Here is a 21,688-nt window from a genome sequence, read left to right as displayed (position 1 = left end):
CCAAGTGGCCGCGGAAGCCGAAATGGCCGGGCGATGACGCAAGGCATCGCCCGGCCCACGACTCTCGATTCTGTCCTGATCCCCAGAGTCGGATCAGGGATTCACGATGAAGTCACTGGGACCGATATTGGCAGCGGGTCTTGCGACCAATCTGATCGTTCCACCGCTGCTGATCGTAACCACGGTGTCGGCCCCCACCCCAGTGATGACGACTCGGCTGGCGAAAGTCCCCGCAGACACGCCGAGTTGTCTGATGTCCAACAGGTCCTGTCCACCTGCGGGGTTTGCGTCGAAGCCGTTGATCACGTCGGCACCGAAACCAGAGGCAAAGCGGAACGTGTCGAGTCCGTCGCCGCCATTCATGGTATCCGGGCCCACGCCGCCAATGAGTATGTCATCACCTCCGCCTCCGATCAGGTTATCGGCGCCGGCACCTCCATCGATGACGTCCGCCTGAGCGGATCCCGTGAGTGTGTCATCGCCAGCGCCACCATTGATGCGCACAATCTCGGTCAGCGTAACGTTAGAGAAGTTCAGAACATTGGCGTCACCCGTGCCGCGAATGACGACATTCGAGAAGCCGTTCCCGCTGATCTGTTCGACCCCGGTGAGCGAACTCAACCCAATGAAGGTATTCGATGCGAGTGCTTCAATCCGATCCGTACCAGCCCCGCCGTTCACAGCATCGTACCCGCTGTTGAGACCGATCAGAATCAGATCATCGCCGCCATTGGCGTTGACCGTGTCGTTGCCGGCGAGTGGTGAGATCTTGTCCCTGCCTCCCGTGCCGTTGAGGAAATCCGCTGCGGCAGTGCCGGTCAGCACATTCCCGACGACACCCGAGGACGCCGAGAAAACGGTTTCCAGTGTGCCGCGGTCGTCAATGAACGAAACGGCGATTCGGACGCGCTTGCCCACCTCCGCTGGTCCCGGAATGAATGTGAGGCCGGTTGCACCTGGGATGTCGGTGAAGAGCCCCCCAGAGCTTTGTTGCCAGCGGAAACTGAAGCTCGCTCCAGTCAGACCGTCTTCATCCGTAATTGCATCGATGTTCGCGGTGACCGGAGTCTGCGTTTGCGGCTCGTTTCCGGCTGCATCAAGCGTCGGAATGCCAACGGGCAGGCTATTCACATTGGCAAGCGCATCGGTCGGAGCGGAGGTTATGCTTTCCGCGTGCCCGGCATTGTCGGTGAAGTTGGCAACGACACGCAGTGTCTGTCCCACCAAGGCATCTCCCGGTGTGAAGCTCGGGCCAGTTCCGACCGCAGTCCAGGCAGAACCATTAAAGGCCTCCCACGTCAGGACAATGGAGGCGGTGTTGACGCCTTGACCGTCCGTGAAGGCGGGTGTGGCGGTTAGCAACTGATTTTCTTCAGGCGAAACATCGCTGATGTTGATCGTGCCTGTCGCCGGCGTGTTGGCTCCGACCGCGTCCGTGCTCAAGAAGGTTTCCTGACCGGGAGGGCAATCGCCGTTCGCGTCGATCGCGTTGCAGAATGCCAGGCGCTCGATGTGGCGCAGCGTGTCGGTACCGTCGAGTCCGGTGCCCCGCGCATGAATCACGGTTACCACACCCTCCGTGACGCTCATGTCATAGTCCTGTTGGGGGCCGGAGAAGACGGCTGTGTCGATGTCGGCTCCTGGCGCGCCGGGCACTATCACGCGCCGGATCTCGAGAAACCCGGGGTTCAGCACTCCCGTCTGCACATCGGTGCGCAGCGGATTCATGCTGTCGAACAGTCGGACATCGTCCGGTGCATAGGCGGCGGCGAGTTGAACGTTGAGCCATGCATCGCCGTCGATCAAGTCGTTCCCGCCGCGGCCTTCGATACGGTCGCTCCCGGCGCCGCCGAGGAGGATGTTGCCCCCAGTAAAGGACGTCGACCCTGCCGGCAGGAGGTCAGCCAGTCCTGCGATGCGCGCGATCCCCTCCTCGGTGAGTTCATGCCCAACCATCGCGACGGCATCGCGGCTGTCGCCCCTGAGGTTGTCGTTGAAGCGCCAGCCGGACAAGGCTTCGACCAGGTCATACCGATCGCGCAGGGCGTCGACATTTGGCGGCAACAACGCGGACAGTGACATGTCCGCGTTTGCGGCTGCCGGGTCGTTCTTGTGGGTGACCCAGTCGAAACCGAGCATGCCCTCGTTGCGTTCGATGCCCGGGCCGGTGACCATGATGTCGTCGCCGCCCTCGGCGTCGTAGTCGTCGTCGCCACCGTTCCCAATGATCACGTCGTTCCCTGGTTCGTTAGGATCGTCCTGGAACGGTGCGCCGTTATCGCCCTGCAGCAGATCCGACTGCCCGCCGCCTTCGATCCAGTCGTCACCGTCGTCGCCGAACACGGTGTCGCTGGAGTCCCCGGCAAAGATCACGTCGTTTCCAGGCCCGCCGAAGGTTTCAGTCGGATCGGAACCGCCGACGATGTAGTCATTCCCCAGCCCGCCTTGATTGAGGTCGAACCCGGGTCCGGAGAAGAGCGCGTCATTCCCGTCGCCCCCCTTCAGCACGTCATCGCCGAAGCTGTCGGTCAGAATATCATCGCCATCGCCGCCGATCAGTTGGTCGTTACCTGCCCCGCCTTCCAGACGGTCGTCACCTTCGTTGCCCCGCAGGGTGTCATCACCCAGCCCGGACCGGAGCCAGTCCGCGGCAGTGGTGCCATTCCAGACCACATGCTCGGCACCGGCGAAGCGGATGGTCCCGTCGGCCATGCGGGTCAACCGCGTGGCCTCGTTGATCGTAGGGGTGCTCGGGTCATCGACTATCGCCCCACTGCTTCCGAGAACCTCCACATTGAAGCGGAAGTCAGCCCGCGAGAATGCGTCGGCTGGCAGTGCGTTTGCGTCCGTGTTGCGCATGACAATCTCGGCGAAGGAGTTACCCTCCAGTTGGACCAGAAGGTTCAGCCCTGCGGTGCGGGACAGGTAGTAAAAGCGATCCCCGTCCTGAAGTTTTTCCAGTTGTGTCTCGAAGACGTAGTTGAAAGTCGAGCCCAGTAGGCCGCCAAACGGCGACTGTGCTTCTGCCAGGCCACCGATCCAGAAGTCCACGTCCCCTAATCCGGTGGGGTGTTCTCCCCAATAGTCGCCGGTGCCTGTGATGAACTCCAGGTTGTCCTCGGGCGGGGTCAACGAGGACGCGGGATCGAGCAGAACCGCCGCCGCGGCCCGGCGCTGGGCCTGGGTACCGGTGATGGTCGGATGCGTCCCATAGGCTGCGATGAAATTGACCAGGGACTCGGGGTGACGCAGCCCAAGTCCGAAGTCGGCCCAGTTCTGGTAGGGAGCCAGCGCCGCATTGCCAGTCGCGTTGAAGAACGCCGTGCGCGCCGCCTGCAGACGCGGAATGCCCTCGCTGCGCCCCCTCGCCAGATTGATGGTGGCCAGATCCAGCGGGAGACCCAACAAGCGGTTACGCAGGGCTTCGGTGACGAACTCGTCCAACTCGTTGCCCACCTGGTCGGTCATGCCGCGGAAGATGCTCCCCGCTGCCAGTCGGGCATTCAGGGTGCCGGAGGGGCCCTGGTTGAAGGCCAGGGGATTCAGGAAGGCGTCCAGCAGCGGGATATCAAAGGCTGCGCCGCTCGCCGGTGTACGGGCCACGACCTCCGTGAGCATGGAGTGACCGAAGCGGTACACGGTGTGCGCAAACTCGGCCGAGATCGCCGGATCGATGTCGGTGTGGTAGCTGGCAAACACATTGACCTGTGGCTGCACCTTGCGCGCAAACTCCTCGAATACCAGATGCTGGTACTGCATTTCGGTGACGAAACGCGCCGCCTGAAACAGACGCTCGCCGTATTCCCACCCCGAAACAGGATTCGAGGCCATCCATTGGTCCTTCTGGGCTGCCGGGAGGGCGTTGATCAAATCGTGCAGGTAGACAGCCAAACGGTTATGTTCGGCATGGAACACGGTATGGATGGCCGTCAATCCGATGTTCTCGTTGCCCCGACCGTCCCCGGTCAGGAAATGGGCGTTCAACAACTCATCGTCATACGTGCCGGGATCGGCCAGGGGGCCGGGAGGGTTGACCTCCTCGTCCAAGTCAGGCGTCAAGCCCGAACGGGGTACGGCGTTATGCGCAATGTCGTCGAGGAAGGCATGTCCGGTTCGGACCGCGCCCACAACGGAAATCGGGGCAGCCGGGTCGCCCTCTTGTAATACATTCCCGGGGAACACTACTTGGGGAAACCCGTTGGGTCCCGGGACGAAGTGGCCGTACGGGTCGGTCGCCAGCAGCGGAACGTTCGAAATGTCGGCGTCTGTCAGCTGTATGCCGAGTAGGTGGGCCGCCTGCGCCTTGACGTCACTCCAGTTCGCGATATTGCCGGCAATCTGGCCGTCTAGCAGTTTGCCCGTGGGAATCGGCCGGTTGCTCTCGTCGAGCAGATACGCGCGCAGAAAAACCTGGTGCGACGGGTGTGAGGTATAGGTTTGATTCTGATCGACGAACGGGGTGGTGGTGTTCGTTGCCTCCTGAATGTCATCGGCGGTTCCCAGGGTATTGTCTGGTCCCGGGAGATTCGTGGCCCGCGTAAGAACCATGAAGTTGGTCGGACTGCCTTCGATGTACAGCGGATCATCTGGACGCAGCGGCATGAAAACGGTGCCGCCGCCCTTGGTGACGAGGTCCAGGCCATGGTCGAAAAACTGCCCGAACAGCGTAAAGGTCGAGTTGTAGGGCGCTGACAGACCCTCGTCGGGTGCTCGGTTCGGGATGAAAAGGGTTCCGAATAGATCCTCTGCTGCGCCTTCCCCCGCAGCCGCCACGGCGGCTGGATTAGTGTCCGTCTGGTCGACGATCAGATTACTGACGAGGCGCGGAACGGAGTCCTTGACCAAGCCGAATTTCTGCGAGTAGCTGGTGTCCTCCTCGGCCAGACGAAAGGATGGAGGAGCCAAACGGGGGAATACGCGGTCTGCGGCACCGAACTCTTCCTGACCTTCGATCAGGTTGTTGCAGCGACCATCCACCGTACGCAAGCCATAAGGCAGCAGTGGTGAGGGAATCTGGTCGCGCAGGGCCGAACAGGGGTAACCGGGAGCGGCCACATGACCTTCGGCGATCTGAATCTGGGTTAGGATAAAGCGGAGATCGGAGTTGTTGATGGTGAAACCCAACGCGGGCGCCGCCTGGACCTGCGGCGCGGGGAGTGAAACCAGGCCCGTTCCCATCAATGCCGAGGAAGATAACACCCGGGATACCGCCATTGCGGAACGTTTCATGCGCGAGACATGGTTTGGAACAAAATTCATGGCGGCAGCCCCCTGTTGGCGATTGGATCGGATGAATGCGCTCGTAGCGAGCGGGTAGCCAAGGGTAAGCCCTCGCAGGGCGCGTGCTTGTCGGAGCGTGCACCGACAACCGTGTCCGCTAATTCACCTACATTCGATAAGTAGGGTTTTTGGCCGGTAAATGACGGAGCCCGCACGCGCTGCTTTATCTCCTACTATCTCGAGCCGATAGCGGAAGGCGGGTCATGCAAATAAGTGAAACCAAGGTCTGCAGCCAGCTTGTCCAATATCTGCTGTGTGGAAACCGCAAATCCAATAGTGACGTTGGATCCATTCGGTGCTGGGGAAGCGCGATGAAGCTGATATGCCTGTCACTAAGGGCGTGTCTCGAGGTATCAGCCGGTGTAAATGATTGTGCGATCGACGTGGTTGACGGTCGCCAGGATCTGATCGGGCTCGGCCATAACGGCTGCCATCGTCCAACGCTGATACGCATCATTCCCGATCCGAAGGACTGCGGTATGGGTGTTGCTGTCATCATCGAGTAAGGGGTCTGGATCAACGAAGCCGAGGCGGTAACGCAGATCGCGGATAGCTTCCACGCCGCCGGTAAGAAAGTTCCAGCCGTGCTGGACACGATGCCTTTCAGCATATTTCTTGAGTACGGTTTGATCGTCCTCGTCGGGCTTCAATGTGATCGAGTACATGAAGACGTCACGCCCTACCCGTTCGCCCAGCAGTTGTTGTAGCCGCAATAGGTTCCGCGTGCCGAGCGGACACGTGTTCTCGCACCGGGCGTACATCATGTTGATGACCACGATCTTGCCGCGAATGAGGTCGTCGTAAAAGCGAACAGTTCGGCCATCGTGAGTCTGCACCAGGGTGTTCGGGAGACCCTGAGCGCGTGCCGGCGTGGCCAACGCTGAGGTGGTCGGCGTGCGGAGCGACCGCCTGGCGGTCAAGGCATAGCCCGCCAATGCGGCGCCGGTGATTCCGACCAACAAGTTTCTACGTGTGTTCATGGCAGATCTCCGCTCTTGTGTAATCGGGCGCTCCGTCAGTCCTTGATGTCCCAGCGGACCATCATTGCGTGATCCTCGTGTGGCAGGTTGTGGCAATGCATCACGTACTTGCCGACAAAGTCGCGGAAGCGCAGAAAAACCCGCAAGGTGGTATAAGGACCCAACACAAAGACGTCTTTGCGTCCCTGCTCATGCAGCGGCACCGGTGCCGGCACGCCCCTCACGGTCTTGCCCAGAATGCGCCCCTCCTCGAAATGAACGTGTATTGGATGGGACCAGCCTCCGGAGGGATTCACGAGTTCCCAGATCTCGGCCGTGCCGCGGCGCACTGTGGCGCGCGCCGACTTGACGTTGACGAGCCCGTCGTTGACGGTCCAAAGCCCTCCCTTACGCGCAAACTCCCAGCGCCGTACCGGTGCCGCGGCGATCTCCTCGGCGTTCAGTACCGGCAGCGGGCGGAGTGCCGACGGCACACGGCTCAGATCCGCGGAAGGCGGATCGCGATCCACGACTATCTTCAGCACGCGCGCTCCGGGCTTGCGAACGTCCTTGGGTCCGCGAGTCGATTCCTGTCGCAGTCGATTGACGAGGTAGAGCACGGTGCCCCGGGGATAATTCGCGAAATTGACCACCAGATCAGCGCGTTCCGCCGGCGCGATCCGCACCCGATCCCGCGCCAGCGGCGCCGGCAACAGGTTTCCGTCATTGGCGATATGGCTAAAGGACTGAACGGCATCACTTGCGGTGACTAGGTAGAACTCATAGAACCGCGTCGGCCCGGCATTCAACAAGCGCAGGCGATAGCGTCGGCGCGCGACGCGAAGGACGGGTTCGATCTTGCCGTTGACCGTGATCTTGTCGCCGAAGGTACCCTCCGGGTCCATTGCGTCAAAATAATGTGTGCCAGAGAGATCGAAACGCTTGTCCTGAAAGAGAAGAGGATAGTCATAGGGGTGACTAGGCAATTTCAGCGCCGCCGGATTGGGATCCTGCTCGTCGCCCGAGTCGAGTTCATCATGTAGTAGGTAAAATCCAGCCAGCCCGCGCGATGCGTTACTAGCGGTGAAGTCCAGCGTATGGTCGTGGTACCAGAGCGTACCAAGCGCTTCGCGCGGATCGCCGATTCCACCGTACTGATCGAGACCGGCGTAAACGTTGGGATAGAAGTAATCAGAGAACTGGCCGGGAGCGGACAAGGTGGGCCCGGCCTTCGAGGCACTGAAATAGTCGCCCGGAAACCCGTCACTCTCCGACGGCGCGTGCAGGTTATGCAGGTGCATGCTGATCTCGGGCGTTCCGAAGCCGACGTGATCCTGCGGCAGGTCATTGAACAGCCGGCATATTATCGGTTGACCATAACGCGCGATGATCGTCGGGTTGAGTTGGTAACCGTGGGTGGTGTTGCCTTCGTATCCCCATACCCGCTGAGGCGGGTAAGCCGGGTGGAAGACCCAATCAGCGACCTCTTTCGCCCGCAACTCATAGAGATCGGCTGTGCCGGGGGGCAACTCGGGTTGGCCGAAGAACTCGTCCCAGCGTTGATGTTTGTCGCGACCGCACTCACCGTTTTCGCCGTTCGACACTCCCCTTGGCGCGGGTGCCAGTTCGCCCTTGCTCAGAGCTAGCGGGACGACCTGGGGCAGTTCCTCCAGCCAGGGCGTGGTCCGTGGACTGGGAGGCAGTTCAGGTACCAGCGCGCCGCTGGTCCGGGTTATCGCAGTCAGGCCGATGGCTGGCGCGCTGCCCGCCAATTTCAGTAGCGCGCGACGGGCAGCATCCACCTCAGGGTCGAGCACTTGCTCATTCTGCATATTGCATTCCCTCCGTTCCGAGACCCATAAGCTCCGTAGTGCGGACCACGGATGCCGTTTTTCTTATGACTTATCTGAGAGTACGTCTACCGCTGACTCGGCAAAGCCTGGTTCCTCTTGTCCCGGAGGGGTTGCAAAGCCGCCTGGCTGTCACAGGAAGGCAGCTCGGCTGGGGTTTGAGAGTGGGCCAAGGGCACGACGATCTCGACGACCGTACCCAGACCGGGGCGACTATGAACCTGCGCGTAACCCATTACGGTTTCGGCGTGTTCATTGATCATCCGCAAGCCGAGGCCTTGTTCGCCCTGGATTCGATGCTCCATGTCAAACCCGACGCCATCATCAAGGACACGCAAGCTCAGGTAGTCGCGCAGGTGGGTGTCCAAGACGACGTAGATCTGTGTGGCCCGAGCATGCCTTAGGGCGTTGTCGAGGGCGAGGCGCACGGCAAGGAAGCAGTGCACCTTCACGTCATCCGCCAGTCGGATCGGGTCTTGCTCTGCCGTTACCCGCGGACAGATCGCGCCGCGGGAAGCAATGAGCCCGCAGTGGACCCGGATGGCATCGACAATCATCAGGCGCTCCAGGAATGGTGGGCTCAGATCATCACTTACGTCGCGCAGCGCCCTTATCGCATGGTTAACCTCGATGAGCATGTCATCGATTAGCGTGTCTGGGGACCACGCGCGATCCTGCTCTGCCCTGAGACGCTTAAGTTCAAGTTGCACAGCCTGCATTGATTGCGCCGCAACCTCATGGAGGATGCCGGCCCAGCGCCTCCCTGACTCGCGTTCTGCGTCATCCCGAAGTTTTCGAACCTGCTGCAACCGAGGGCAGGCATATCGGCGGGACTGGCTCGGTGTGTCCTCGGCCGCGGCAGCTCGGCTGCCATAGGATCTCGACGCCATTGCTTTACCCTCCTCCCCGTTTGGTCCATACGCCTGAGATGCTCGTTTTCCTGAGCAAAGGATACGGACCTGACCAGAGGAGGGTTGTCGGGGTGTCGACGCACGGAGTTGTCCGCAAATTCGCCTACACGGCGGGTCGGTTGGCTACCATTACCCCAGAGGAACGAGTAACTCCAGGGAGGTGGGGTCTCGCGGTTTCTTCTGTCGTGAAGGGAGCAGCAGACGGGGTCAGACGGTCGGTTCGCAGAGGCTCGGCTACCGGCCTGCCGCCAGAGTGCGGTCCGCGGATCAGCGGTACCTCGTTACGTGTTTCTACGTATTGTCGGCTCGTTCTACATCTGTTTGCATACTCCGCGTGAGAACCCCATTGGGGGATCGGGTTTTCTCTGAGTTTTTGTTGTCACCGTTGAGCGCGGATCCGCGGCATCGCACTTCTCTGCCGAGATCCTCGCGCGACATGTCAGTTGGAAAAAATATGCCGCTACAAACGAAAGCGTATGTGGAGGAGGTTTCCCCCCTGTTTTCCCAGGCCTGGCATCACTCAGACAACAGGCAGAGGTCGCTGCTGACGCGCACGGGCAAGTGCGGGAAATGCTCGCTAGAGGTCCATTTGGCGAGGGGAGAACATGACGGTGCCAGCGGAGTCGCGGCGCGCTCCGGGAATCTGTTAGGAAAGGTGGAGGCGCTGTCTGACACAGCGCGGTATGCGGCCGCGATGCGGGCGATTGGCGATGGGATCTGGGAATGGCAGATCGCCACCGACCGAGCGTACTTTGACGAGCGCTACTATGCCCTAATAGGGTATGAATACAATGAATTCCAGGCCTCTTACGCTGCCTGGCGAGAGCGTGTGCATCCTGACGATATTCGCGGTGCCGAAGCAAGCCTACGCCATAGCGTCGCAACGGGAACCGGATTCGAGATTCAGTTTCGTATGAGGCACAAATCGGGTTACTGGATCTGGACCGTGGCGCGCGGCAGGGTCATTGAGCATGACAGCGGGGGGCATGCATCCATCCTCGTCGGAACACTGACCGATGTCACGGCCCGAAAGCACAACGAACAGGCGCTACTTGAACGGCAGAAGGCGCTTTGGTCGGCCAATGCGCAATTGACGGAGATCTTGCGGGCTCACACGACAGCACTGTCGGCCGAGACTGCCCACCGCATTACGGCCGAATCGGAACTCTTGAAGGCAAACGAGCAGTTGACAGTGGTCGCTGCCGCCTGCTGTCGTTTAGCCCAGGACTTGGCACTGGCGGAGGAGCGTGAGCGCAAGCGTATCTCTCGACTGCTGCACGATCATCTGCAACAAGTTCTCGCCGCCGCCAAAGTCGGTATAGCCCGCGCAGCGACAGTGGCGCCTCTTTCCATGCAGACTTCGTTGATGGAGGTCGCCGAGCTCCTGACGCGGTCTTTGGAGATCTCTAGTTCCCTCAGTAAAGAACTTTATCCTCCGGCGCTGATGGTCAGCGGGCTCAAGGGCGGATTGGAGTGGTTGGCTTGCTGGATGCGCGACAAGCACCGCCTGCGGGTTAACTTGAAAATGCAGGAGCTAGGGCCCGCCATACCTGACTCACACGCGATCGTCATTTTCGACGCGGTGCGCGAACTGTTGTTCAACACCGTGAAACATGCTGGCGTTGACTCGGCCCGCGTGGCCATGAGCCAAACGACGGGACGTAAACTGAAGGTTGAAGTAAGCGACCGTGGCTCGGGCTTCGATCCAGCAGTCGTACTGAGAGAGGGAGGCCTACAAGTAAGTTTCGGCTTGCCTGGTATTCGAGAACGGGTCTTGTCGATTGGGGGGGAATTTGTCGTAATGAGTTCGCTGGGGAATGGAAGTCGCTTTAGGATCATCGTTCCCGTGGATACGGGAACGATGGCCTGACCGTACCGCACTCACTCGGCCGTTGACGCTTCATTCACAGAAACCGCGAGCGTGGGGGGAATGTTCCGGGTGCTTTGCTCTCGATCTGCTTGCCAAACGCAACACGCACCACCGCCCCCGAGAAGACTGGTCGGTTGTGGTAAAGACCGCACGCCCGGCCCGACTGGCCGACAGCCCCACGTTTAGCGGACTTGATCTCCGGGGAGAATTCGGGCCATTATCGCGTAGCGCACGACATCCGCCAGGCAGTGCAGATCCAGCTTGCGCATCAGGCGATTGCGGTAGGTATCGACAGTTCTCGGGCTCAGCCCCATGCGCCGCGCAATTTCCTTGCTGCTGTGGCCCTGCGCGATCATGCCGATAACGTCACGCTCCCGCGGCGAGAGAGCCATTGCCGGATGACCGGTACGCGCCAATGCCCGCAGTTTGGCGCGGAGAGAACTCGTCAGGAAAGTGCCTCCGGCGGCCACGGTCTTGACCGCCAGCAACAGATCTTCGAAAGAGTTCTCCTTGAGCACGTAACCTGCCACACCTGCCTCTTCGGCTTCGAGAGCGGCAGAGGGGTCGTCGTGCATCGTCAGGAGAACGATGCGGGTGTCAAGCTTGGCCGCCTCGACTCGACGTGCGACATCGAGTCCAGTTATGTCTGGCATGCTGACGTCGAGTATGGCGACGTCTGGCTTCAGCGATTCGATCAGCTTCCAGGCATCTGCGCCATTCGCCGCCTGGGCGACAAGCTCGATGCTGGTCTCACCCTCGAGCAAAGGCACCAGACCCTGCCTGAAGATGGCATGATCATCGGCGATGATCACAGTGATCGACATGTTCCTCTCCCCCTCGGCTCCGCAGGATTGATCAGCCATTGCAACTCGCCTCTTGTCACGGTCGGGCGAGGTTTATGGGGCTTGCGGGTCTGGGCTCGCTGGGAGCCGGCATGAACATGAAACAGCGAAACTCGCCTCGTCGGCGACTTTCGTGCCGGGTGGTCATCCCGGTCGAGCAACAAGGGATTGAGGAGCCAGAAGCCGAGCCTGTCGAAAACTACACGGGAAACACCAGCAATTCCTGACCAGGAGTCAGCGCGGTATCGGTTGTCAATCCGTTCCACTCTGCCAGTTTGACCGGGGGCACACCGTGCTTCTTTGCGAGACGGGCTAGCGTATCGCCCTTCTTCACGACGATGGTCTTCGTGCCGACGAATTTCGCACCGGATACATGGGCGGCCACCATCTGAGCGTTTTCGCTTGGCAGCAGGATGGTGTAGGCCTGCTTGGGGGGCTCGACGTCGGGTTTGAAAGCCGGGTTCATGTGGAAAAACGCTTCGGGTGGCAATCCTGAGGCAGCTACGGCGTCAGCCAGTCGCACCTGCGCGCCGAGTTCAACGGAAGCCAGCTCGGTGGTGTTTGCCTGCTTGCGGGCCGGCGTGCTGATGGTGGCCGGGTCCCCGATCAGTCGGGCCAGCGCAACGATCTTCGGTACGTAAGCCTGAGTTTCTGCGGGCAGGTGCAAATCCCAGAAGCTCGTGCCCTTGCCGGCTTTGGCGTTGGCCAGGATCGCGCGCTGAACAGCGCCCTCGCCGCAGTTGTAGGCTGCCAGGGCCATGAGCCAGTCGCCCTTGAACAAGCCGATCAGATGCTTGAAGTAGCTGAGCGCTGCTCTTGTCGAGGCGTGGACATCGTAGCGCCCATCGTATTCCTCGGACACGGTCAGGCCATGTTGGACGCCGGTGCTGGGAATGATCTGCCAGAGTCCCGCGGCTGCCTTCGGCGAGACGGCCGTCGGTTCAAAGCCACTCTCCACCATCGGCACGATGACCAGATCGAGCGGCAGCCCTTTGCGACCGATTTCGCCGACGATATGGTTCAGAAAAGGCTCTGCTTTGCGGGTCAGGTAGGTCACGCGTCCCGGGTGCTTGCGGAATTCGTCGATCTGAGACTGAACGCGATCATGCTCGACCGAGGTCAGGATCAGGTTGCTCCGGATGTGCGACCAGAGCCCTTCCCGGCTTACCTTGCCTATGGTCCGAACAGGTTTGCCAGTCCAGGGTTTGGGGCCGGCGATGGGGCCGGTATCGGCGATTTCCAAGGGTTCCGTGTAGCCCCTGCCCTTCTGCATCCGAAGACGTTCGATCAACTTGCCCTTGGCAAGGATGCGATTCTTGTCGACTCTTCGCCGCTTTCCCTTGACGTCGTCGAGGCCTTGGGCGCGGGCCAGTTCGGCTGCTTCCATGGCCGTTTGCACCTTCTCGCGCTCGGCCTTCTCCTGCTCGGCCAGCTTGGCCCGCCGCGAAATGATTTCTTCGATGATCAGGTAATCGGATGGCGGGAGATCGCCCGCCCCGATTGAACCACTGCCACCGTCGAAAGCGCCGACATCCGGATTGCCGGTCGCGGCCTCGCCCGCACGCGAGTAAAAGATCAACTTGCGGGGCGTGCTGGCGACGCTGGGTTGTGCTGGACCGGTGGGTGCCTGGTGGGCACATGCGCCCAGGAGGGCGGGAAGGGTCAGTGAGGTGATAAGGCTCTTGACGTTCGTCCGAGATTCCGTGGCCGCAACCCAGGTCCGTTGGAACATGCGAGCCGTCTTTTTGATTCTTCTACGCATTCGGGGATGAGCCTCCGATCAGGTCCGCCGCGCTAAGTCTGCCGTAGGTTAAGCCTTATGGCAAGCCAATTTCATTCCCGGAGAATGACTTGCACCCGCATTCCGCGGGCTGGACGCACCCGCTCAAGTGACCTATTGTGGACGCGCGGCCGGAAGCCGCAATCGCCAGGCGCGGGATCCGCCCGCCCTGTCCCGGACAGTGAGATAACTACGCAATAGGGGGCACCATGAACGACGTTGTCGAAACCGCGCGGCGGCTGATCGCGGGAACCGTGCCATGGCCCGAACGCGAAACTTTTCAGGAACTGATCGCTGACCTGTTGCGCGGACTCCATTTCGGGATCGCCCGGGCAGTGCTCGCGAGAGCGCGCGAGCGCGACGCTTCGGACCACTGGTTGACGCAGCAATTGGCAATCGCCACCTATAAGGATGAGTCCCTGGTGCCGCGGATCCGGTTCGACCGCGCGCTGGAATTGCTGAAGGAGATCGGTCTGCGCGACCCGGAGAACCGTGACTCGGAGACGCTTGCGCTGGGCGGTTCCGTGCTGAAACGTCTGTGGGAGTTTGGTGGGCAAGTCGAGCACCTCCAGGAAGCCATCGCCTTCTACCGTGCCGCCTACGAGCGGAATCCGCTTCAGGACATGGGCTACGGTGGCACCAATGCCGCTTTTCTGTTGGATCTCCTCGCTGCCCAGGCGGAAACCATTGCGCGGCGGAGTGGTTCTAGCGAGAGCGCCGAGGCCCTGAGGCTGCGGGAAGATGCTCAGTCATTGCGCGTGCCTATCCTCTCGGACCTCGTGGCGGCATTGGAAGAAAGTCCCGGCCTGGCCGAACAATACTGGTTCCTGGCGACGTTGGCGGAGGTCTGTTTCGGCCTCGGGGAGTACCCGGAGGCGGGAGCCTGGCTGCGCCGTTTGCGGGAGTGCTTCGAAGCCGAAGGCAGTCGTGCCAGCGAATGGAAACTCCAGACGACCTTTCGCCAGTTGGTCATGTTGGCGCGGTATCAGGGTATCGCGTTCCCGCCCGAGGGCAGTAATGTCAACAACTGGCACCCGGCGTGGCAGGCGCTACATGCCCTGCTCGGCCCCGATACTGCCGCCGCACTCACCTGTTACCGTGGCAAGGTCGGGCTCGCTTTGTCGGGTGGCGGTTTCCGGGCGTCACTGTTTCATCTGGGAGTTCTCGCCCGGCTCGCGGAGGTGGATGCGCTGCGCGGCGTGGAAGTGCTTTCGACGGTATCCGGGGGCAGTATTGTCGGAACGCACTACTACCTGGAACTTCAGCGCCTGCTCGAGGATCGGGCCGACAGTGAACTGACGCGTCAGGATTACATCGATCTGATAAGGCGTCTTCAGGAAAACTTCCTGAAGGGGGTGCAGCGAAATCTCCGGGTCAGGGTTTTTGATGACCTTAAGGGCAACATCCGGCTGCTGCTGTCGACTGCCTACAGCCGTAGCATGCGGCTTGGAGAGCTCTACGAATCTGAGCTGTATTCACAAGTGCGGGATGCAAAGGGAGATGCGCCGCGTTCCATGCCGCAAATCCTGGTACGGCCGCGAGCGCCCGACGGGACGCAAGTCGCCGACTTCAATCCCCGCTTCCACAACTGGCGCCGGCGCAGCAAGGTGCCGATGCTGCTCATCAACACGACCTCACTTAACTCGGGCCACAACTGGTTCTTTACCGGCAGCTGGATGGGTGAGCCGCCTGGGCTGATCGGGGGCGAAGTGGACGTCAACGAACGCTACCGCCGCCTCTACTACCACCAGGCGCCTACCAAAGAACTCCGCAATTTCCGTGTTGGCTACGCTGTTGCCGCCTCTTCATGCGTGCCCGGAATGTTCGAGCCGCTCGTGCTGCAGGACCTCTATCCAGACAGAACGGTCAGGCTCGTCGATGGCGGCGTCCATGACAACCAGGGGGTAGCCGGGTTATTGGATGAGGGCTGTACGCTCATTCTTTGCAGTGACGCCTCGGGGCAAATGGCCGACGTGCCGCGCCCGGCCAATGATCCCGCGCAGGTCCTGCTGAGGGTAACGGGCGTGCTGCAGGATCGGGTGCGCGAGACGCAATACCAGGATCTGCGCGGCAGGCTCGAGGGTCGCGCGTTGAGCGGGGTATTCTTCATTCATGCGAAGAAGGAACTGGAAAGTCATCCGCTGGACTGGATTGGCTGCGATGAGCCGTGGGACCTTCGGCCAGACCCGCCGCAGCCCTTTACGTCCTACGGCGTCGACAAGACCTTGCAGCGGAAGTTGTCGGAATTGCGGACCGATCTGGACGCGTTCTCCGACGTTGAGGCCTATTCGTTGATGGCCAGCGGCTATCTGATGGCGCGTCGGGAACTGGACGTCCTGCAGCAGCGCCACCTCCGGGATGGCCGCCCCGGTAGTTGGGGGGACTATGATCTCGATGCCACCAGCCTGACGGACTGGCCCTTCTCACCGCTGATCCCGGTACTGGGATTGCCCGAAGGTGCGTCGGCTGCGAGGACGGATCTGGAATTGCAGCTCGACATCGGTTCCTCTCTGTTTCTGAAGGTCTGGAAGAGCATCCCAGAATTCCATCGCGCCCTGACGTACGGACTGGGCGCTGCTGCCCTGTTGTTGATCGTGTTCCTGGCCGTGAATTGGGATGTCACGCTTTTGACCTGGGGTGGGCTGGCAATGCTGCTCGCGGGCGGTTTGGCCGCGGCCTATGTTCCGCTGCTGCGCTGGTTCAACCCCACGGCGGAAACGCGGAGCTTTCTGACCAAGCTCGTGATGGCAACCATGGGTTACGCATGGGCCAAGATCCACCTGCGCTATGTCGCTCCGCACTTCCTGGCGCGCGGTCGACTGTCGCGCCTGCTCGGGCTGGACTGAACGTTACAGTGTGCTCGCGACGGTGTGCGAAGCCCAGAGAATGGCGGCATAGCGAAAGGCCTTGCCCACAGCGATCGCCAGCAGGGATTGCCAGAACGGAAGGCGCATCCAACCGGCAGCAAAGCAAAATCCGTCGCCGATGATCGGCAGCCAGGAAAACAGCAGCAGTGGCCACCCCCAGCGTCGCAGATGCGTCACGGCGCTGGCGCGCCCAGTGGACAGCACGGCATCTGGACCGTACCGGCGCGCCACGAAGCGCCCGAGGAACCATGTGGTCAGTGCGCCGAGGGTATTGCCGAGCGTGGCGGTACCGAGCAATTGTCCGTCGCTGAACTGGCTCAGCCCCGCCAGATAAGCGAGGACGGCTTCGGACCCGCCCGGCGCGAGCGTCGATGATACGAATGCGCTGATGAACAGGCCGGTCAAGCCGAACGTTTCAGCCCACTGGGTCATGGTTTTCGCCGCGCTCGGAGCGCGCGGCTCTATCCGCCAAAACCGCTTCGACGCGCTTCAGGTCTTCTTCAGTATCGACGCCTGCCACCGGGGCTTGAGCCACCCTCAGCACGCGAATCCGCTCACCGTGCCACAAGATGCGCAGCTGCTCCAGGCACTCGATATCCTCCAGCGGCGAGCGTGCCCACGCGGCGTAACGTCGCAGGAAGCCGGCAGTGTAGGCATACATGCCGATGTGTCGGAGATGCTTGAAGCCGCTGTTGACCTGCCGGGGTTGTTTGGTGAATCCCTCGCGGTCCCAGGGGACCGGTGCCCGGCTGAAGTAAAGGGCGTGGTCCGCGCAATCGACGACGACCTTGACCGCATTGGGATTGAATATCTCGGACGGATCGTCGATTGCGGTGGCGAGTGTGGCGACCGCAGTCGGTGTCGGGGGCAACAAGGCCTCGGCCAAAATGCGGATCAGGGCGGGATCCACCAGCGGCTCATCGCCCTGCAGGTTCACGATCCGTTCCTCGGCATCCCATGCCAGGCGCTCGGCGACTTCGGCCAGACGCTCGGTGCCACTGGAATGCCGAGGACTGGTCAGCACGGTCGTGACGGGCAGTGGCGCGATCGCCTCCCCGATCGAAGGATCGTCCGCTGCAACGATGACTTCCGCAGCGCCTGCAGCGATTGCGCGTTCGCAGACGTGGACGATCATCGGCTTCCCGGCGATAGGGATCAGCACCTTTCCGGGCAGGCGGGACGAGCCCATCCGGGCGGGGATGACAATCTTGAACGGTGCGGGTGAGTTCACGGCACGATGGGCCCGCCATGCGCCTTCGGGTGCAAGGCGTCGTACTCCTCAAGGCTTATCCGTCGGGCCTCGTTTTCGAGCATCACCGGGATGTCATCGCGGATCGGGAACGCCAGGCGGTCGAATTTGCAGATTAGTTCCTGCTCCTCGCGTTGGTAAACCAGTTCACCCTTGCACAGAGGGCAAACCAATATCTCCAGCAATCGCTTATCCATGGGGTGTGTTTCTCAATCGTTGAAGTAAGTCGCGACCGAACGCGGGCTCGACATCGGCTTGGACCGGAACGTACCAGAGTTTCTCATGGGAGAAGCTCCGGCATTTCACTGCGTCCTTTTCGGTCATCAGCACCGGTTTATCGTCAGGGAACGTGACATCCTCGGGCCGGTATGCGTGATGGTCGGGAAAATCCACGGGATCCACCGAGATGCCCAACCCGGCCAGATGTCGGAAAAATCGCTGTGGATAGCCGATTCCGGCTATCGCCCGCACCGGCGTTCCGACAAAATCCGTCAATGGAACGGTATGGCCGGTCGACAGGTTTATCGCCGTGCCACCTTGCACGGTCATCCCGTATTCGCCGCTGAGGACCTCACCATCCCGGCGCACGACGAAATCGACCGAGCGTGCCCGCGCGACGGGTTCGCGCAGTGGTCCCCCGGGCAGACACCACCCGTTGCCGAAGCGCCGTTCTCCGTCAACCAGCAGAATCTCCACATCTCGCCCCAGACGATAATGTTGCAGTCCGTCGTCAGCTATCAGGATGTTGCAAGCGGTCTCGGTCAGCAGCGCCCGGGCCGCAAGCAAGCGATCCCGTGCGACCATCACTGGGGCGCCGGTTCTCTGGGCGATCAACACCGGCTCGTCACCGCATGCCGCGGGGTCGGTCTCCGGTTGCACGCGCAGGGGTTCTGTCCGCCCAGGTTTTCCGCCGTAACCCCGACTGACGATACCCGGTGAATAGCCGGCGTTCAGCAGGAATTCCACCAGCCATATCGTCAGGGGGGTCTTTCCGGTACCCCCTACCGTTAGATTACCGACGACGATGACCGGCACCGGTAACCGCCCGACGGAACCCAGGCCCCGTCCGTAGGCCCAGCGGCGTAGGCGCGCAGCAGCGCAAAAGAGCAGGCTTGGGGGAACCAGCAGGGGGTTGACCGAACGGCGGCGATACCATTGATTTTCTAGCCAACGCCCAAGTCTTTCCTGCCGGGTCATCGAGTGCCCACGACCCCGGCATCAGCGTGCATCGTGGCCCCTCGGCGCGGGTCCGGGAGACGTCCCGTTCGACTCCAGCATAAAGCTGATTTGCCCGAGACCGACTTGGCTGGCGGCATCGAGTACCCGCATGACCGACTCGTGTGGCGTCTGGCGGTCCGCGCGAACGACCACCGCTGTTCGGTCCCCGGAAGCCGCGCTCGCCAGCAGCGCTTTCAGCGTACTCATTTCCGGATCCTTTGCCGCAACCCCGTCGACCTCCACCCGCCCATCGCGATCGATCGTCACGCCGATTCCGGTGTTCTGTGTCGTCGCCGGTGTCGCAGATTGCGGGAGCCGGACCTTCAAACCCGTTTCCCGTCGGAACGTCGTCGTCAGCACCAGGAAGATCAACAGCACGATGAGTACGTCGATCATGGGGATCAGATTCAATTCGGGGTGGTCGGGCGTCCGCGCACGAAAGTTCATGGTCAGTATCTCAACTCGCACCGTCGGCATTGCCGCACTCGAGCGCGGCCAGCACATGTAGCACTTCGTCTTCCATACGCAGTGCCAACTCGTTGACGCGGCCGTGCAGGTAACGATGGAACATCAAACTGGGGATGGCGACAGTGAGACCGGCCGCGGTCGCGAAAAGAATCTCGGAGATCCCGCGCGCGAGAAGCGCCGGATCGTTCACTCCTTGCGCTGCCGAAAAGACCGAAAACACTTTGATCATGCCCAGAACACTGCCCAGCAGACCGAGATAGGGAGAGATCGCCGCGATCGTACCGAGTGTGTTGAGATAGCGTTCCAGCCCGTGCACGACTTGTCTCCCGGCCTGCTCGACACTTTCCCTGACCGCTTCGCGCCCACGCTCGCGTTGCGCCAAGCCCTCCGCCAGGACCGCGCCGAGCGGAGAGCTGCTGCGCATGATGCGCAAACTCACGGGATCGATGTGTTCGCTGCGGCACAGCGCGCGTACCTGGGGGATCAGGCCCGTCGGCATGACCCGCGACGCGCGGAGCGTCCAGAGCCGCTCGAGAATGATGGCGACGGCAACGACGGAGCACAGCAAAATCGGGCCCATCAGCCAACCGCCGGTCTTGATGATGTCGAGAAGGTTCACTGGCGCGGCAAGGAAGCCAAAGCGCGGCAGTTTACCCTAAAGCTCAGGTCCACGTACGGGCAGCGCGATAGGAGCAGCCGGAAGGACGGGTGGTTTTGGTCCGTGGTAAGGCGCGTAGCGGAAGACTGGAATAGTAATTACGACCCGTGTTGCGCTAATTCATCCGCCGGTAGTAGTCGAGCACTCGGGAAACATAATCACGTGTTTCCTGGATCGGGGGAACCTTGTTGCCATGTCGCTTGACGGAATTCTCTCCCGCGTTGTACGCAGCGATTGCGAGACTCAGATCGTAAGGAAACATGTCGATCAGGTCGCTGAGGTAGCGCGCCCCACCTTCGATATTCTCTGCCGGATCCTGACGATCGCGGACTCCGTAACGCGCCGCTGTGCCCGGCATCAACTGCATCAGGCCGACGGCGCCTTTATTCGACACGGCTCCGGGGTTATAGGACGATTCGGCACGAATCACCGCATGCAGCAGTGCCGGATCGAGGCGATATTTATTGGCAGCGGCATCGATCAGGGGTGCGTACTGTACTCGATGGTTGATTAAATCCTGGGAGCGCAGCGTCCGTCCCGTTCGAAACGGAGCCAGCCCTTGGCCATAAAGCGATCCGCTTCGTGTTGGTTTCGGTGGAGGCGGAACGGTCGACTTGATGATACGCCGATAACCGGCGTGACGAGGGTTGTCGGTGTAGAAAACATGCCCCGTACTGTCGACGAACTTATAGACATCAGCGATAGCATCGACGCTTGGCGTCGCGATAAGGGGCCATGCCAAAGCCCAGATCAGAAATCTCCGCACGTGCCTCGATCCTCGTTATGTCGTTATCCTGGTGGCATCGCACCGTTTTTATACGCAAGTCTGGGGCGTGCATCAAGTGCTTCGGGAAGGTGCTTGTTCCTCCCTGTTGTGCCCAAGCTTCCGCGAGGGCGGTTCCGCGCCGACGCTAGCGCTGCCGAAGAGACTGTAGCGCGCGGACAGCAGGTGGGTGAGTCAGAAGGTGCCGCCGATCGCACTTTGCCCGGGTGGGATGCTAATGGACCGGTGAGGCAAAAGGTTCAGAGAACCAATTTGGGGTGCCCGGGTGCGCTTCGAGTGGAGCCGCGCGGGCTTGGGGAACGGTATGCCAGCTGGAAAAGGGACGGAGCGGGCGCCGGTAGTCGCCCGCTCCGAGGAGTCGGAAAAAATCTATTTGGCGGGAGCCGCGCCGGCAACCTCGACCGGCTTGGCGCCGACCGTGAGATTATTGCGGTTCTTCTCGATCAGCGCTTGTTTGATACCCTTCACGCGGGACAAATCCTCGATCGAGTTGAACTTCCCGTTCTTCTCCCGTTCCTGCACGATGGCATCGGCTTTCGCCTTGCCGACTCCCACCATGGCTTGCGCCAACTGATCGGAGTTGGCCGAGTTGATATCGACGGCCTCAGCCAGTGCGAAGGACCAGGTAAAGGCTGCAACAGCGATGAAGACAAATTTGAACAACGCGTTCATTGGATCTCTCCCGTAAAAGGGTGGAAACAAATGTCCTGGTGTTCTCGATACCGCCAATGAGCCCTTGGCTCCGGAGCAATGCTTCCTGGCTGTCGCCCTTCCCTCGTCACGGCCTGTGGCCTCTTGCCGCCTGGAGGATGGAGCTAAGCCCTGCCTAGGATAGTCATCACCAAGTCGAGGAACACCGTGGAGTCGCGCCGGCACGAGGCCGACAGGGGCTAAGCGTAGACGCCAGCGTCCTATCTTCAAGCTAACGACCGGTTCTGGCTGGCCCTATTGC

The 21,688-nt window shown here is 61.2% G+C and carries 16 protein-coding genes; 2 read left to right on the top strand and 14 right to left on the bottom strand.

Features of this window, described 5'->3' with window-relative positions:
* Positions 1-93: 93 nt before the first annotated feature.
* The 4 genes from ACW73L_RS09415 to ACW73L_RS09400 all read right to left on the bottom strand — a co-directional run bounded on the left by ACW73L_RS09415 (position 94) and on the right by ACW73L_RS09400 (position 8,727).
* Positions 94-5,229, bottom strand: a complete 5,136-nt coding sequence (locus ACW73L_RS09415) for a peroxidase family protein (RefSeq protein WP_498921643.1) — start codon at positions 5,227-5,229, stop codon at positions 94-96.
* Positions 5,230-5,633: 404 nt separating this feature from the next.
* Positions 5,634-6,260, bottom strand: coding sequence for an SCO family protein (locus tag ACW73L_RS09410; protein ID WP_498921642.1), 627 nt, complete (start codon positions 6,258-6,260; stop codon positions 5,634-5,636).
* A 35-nt stretch (positions 6,261-6,295) separates the two neighbouring features.
* Positions 6,296-8,071, bottom strand: a complete 1,776-nt coding sequence (locus ACW73L_RS09405) for a multicopper oxidase family protein (RefSeq protein WP_498921641.1) — start codon at positions 8,069-8,071, stop codon at positions 6,296-6,298.
* Positions 8,072-8,157: 86 nt separating this feature from the next.
* On the bottom strand, positions 8,158-8,727 hold the full coding sequence (locus tag ACW73L_RS09400; RefSeq protein WP_498921640.1) for a sensor histidine kinase: 570 nt from the start codon (positions 8,725-8,727) through the stop codon (positions 8,158-8,160).
* A gap of 727 nt (positions 8,728-9,454) precedes the next feature.
* On the opposite strand from ACW73L_RS09400, the gene ACW73L_RS09395 reads away from it, so the two are divergent.
* On the top strand, positions 9,455-10,870 hold the full coding sequence (locus tag ACW73L_RS09395) for a sensor histidine kinase (RefSeq protein WP_498921638.1): 1,416 nt from the start codon (positions 9,455-9,457) through the stop codon (positions 10,868-10,870).
* A gap of 182 nt (positions 10,871-11,052) precedes the next feature.
* Here the strand turns inward: ACW73L_RS09395 and ACW73L_RS09390 are convergent, their stop codons facing one another.
* Together ACW73L_RS09390 and ACW73L_RS09385 are read right to left on the bottom strand one after the other, a co-directional pair.
* Positions 11,053-11,733: a response regulator gene (locus ACW73L_RS09390; RefSeq protein ID WP_498921636.1), complete on the bottom strand. Its 681-nt coding sequence runs from the start codon at positions 11,731-11,733 to the stop codon at positions 11,053-11,055.
* 178 nt (positions 11,734-11,911) lie between these two features.
* Positions 11,912-13,474, bottom strand: coding sequence for a transglycosylase SLT domain-containing protein (locus ACW73L_RS09385; protein ID WP_498921634.1), 1,563 nt, complete (start codon positions 13,472-13,474; stop codon positions 11,912-11,914).
* A gap of 227 nt (positions 13,475-13,701) precedes the next feature.
* Between ACW73L_RS09385 and ACW73L_RS09380 the strand changes: the two genes are divergently transcribed.
* On the top strand, positions 13,702-16,338 hold the full coding sequence (locus tag ACW73L_RS09380) for a tetratricopeptide repeat-containing protein (RefSeq protein WP_498921633.1): 2,637 nt from the start codon (positions 13,702-13,704) through the stop codon (positions 16,336-16,338).
* Positions 16,339-16,341: 3 nt separating this feature from the next.
* Here the strand turns inward: ACW73L_RS09380 and ACW73L_RS09375 are convergent, their stop codons facing one another.
* The 8 genes from ACW73L_RS09375 to ACW73L_RS09340 all read right to left on the bottom strand — a co-directional run bounded on the left by ACW73L_RS09375 (position 16,342) and on the right by ACW73L_RS09340 (position 21,408).
* Positions 16,342-16,791: a YqaA family protein gene (locus ACW73L_RS09375; protein ID WP_498921631.1), complete on the bottom strand. Its 450-nt coding sequence runs from the start codon at positions 16,789-16,791 to the stop codon at positions 16,342-16,344.
* A complete protein-coding gene (gene kdsB, locus ACW73L_RS09370; protein WP_498921629.1) occupies positions 16,775-17,590 on the bottom strand; it encodes a 3-deoxy-manno-octulosonate cytidylyltransferase in 816 nt (271 codons plus the stop codon). The genes ACW73L_RS09375 and kdsB overlap by 17 nt, the downstream gene beginning before the upstream one ends.
* Positions 17,587-17,805 carry a Trm112 family protein gene (locus tag ACW73L_RS09365; RefSeq protein WP_139557012.1) on the bottom strand — a complete coding sequence of 73 codons (219 nt, stop codon included), beginning with the start codon at positions 17,803-17,805 and terminating at the stop codon, positions 17,587-17,589. The genes kdsB and ACW73L_RS09365 overlap by 4 nt, the downstream gene beginning before the upstream one ends.
* A complete protein-coding gene (gene lpxK / locus ACW73L_RS09360; RefSeq protein ID WP_498921627.1) occupies positions 17,798-18,805 on the bottom strand; it encodes a tetraacyldisaccharide 4'-kinase in 1,008 nt (335 codons plus the stop codon). Before lpxK ends, ACW73L_RS09365 begins: the two co-directional genes overlap by 8 nt.
* A 21-nt stretch (positions 18,806-18,826) precedes the next feature.
* Positions 18,827-19,273, bottom strand: coding sequence for an ExbD/TolR family protein (locus ACW73L_RS09355; protein ID WP_498921625.1), 447 nt, complete (start codon positions 19,271-19,273; stop codon positions 18,827-18,829).
* A gap of 10 nt (positions 19,274-19,283) precedes the next feature.
* Positions 19,284-19,913, bottom strand: a complete 630-nt coding sequence (locus ACW73L_RS09350) for a MotA/TolQ/ExbB proton channel family protein (protein WP_498921623.1) — start codon at positions 19,911-19,913, stop codon at positions 19,284-19,286.
* A 154-nt stretch (positions 19,914-20,067) separates the two neighbouring features.
* Positions 20,068-20,718, bottom strand: coding sequence for a transglycosylase SLT domain-containing protein (locus ACW73L_RS09345; RefSeq protein WP_498921621.1), 651 nt, complete (start codon positions 20,716-20,718; stop codon positions 20,068-20,070).
* 387 nt (positions 20,719-21,105) lie between these two features.
* Positions 21,106-21,408, bottom strand: coding sequence for a ComEA family DNA-binding protein (locus ACW73L_RS09340; protein ID WP_498921620.1), 303 nt, complete (start codon positions 21,406-21,408; stop codon positions 21,106-21,108).
* Positions 21,409-21,688 lie beyond the last annotated feature (280 nt).

The sequence above is a fragment of the Methylolobus aquaticus genome (assembly GCF_054172105.1).
Note: the sequence above shows the minus strand (reverse complement) of the source record. Positions and strands in the feature narration are given on the sequence as shown.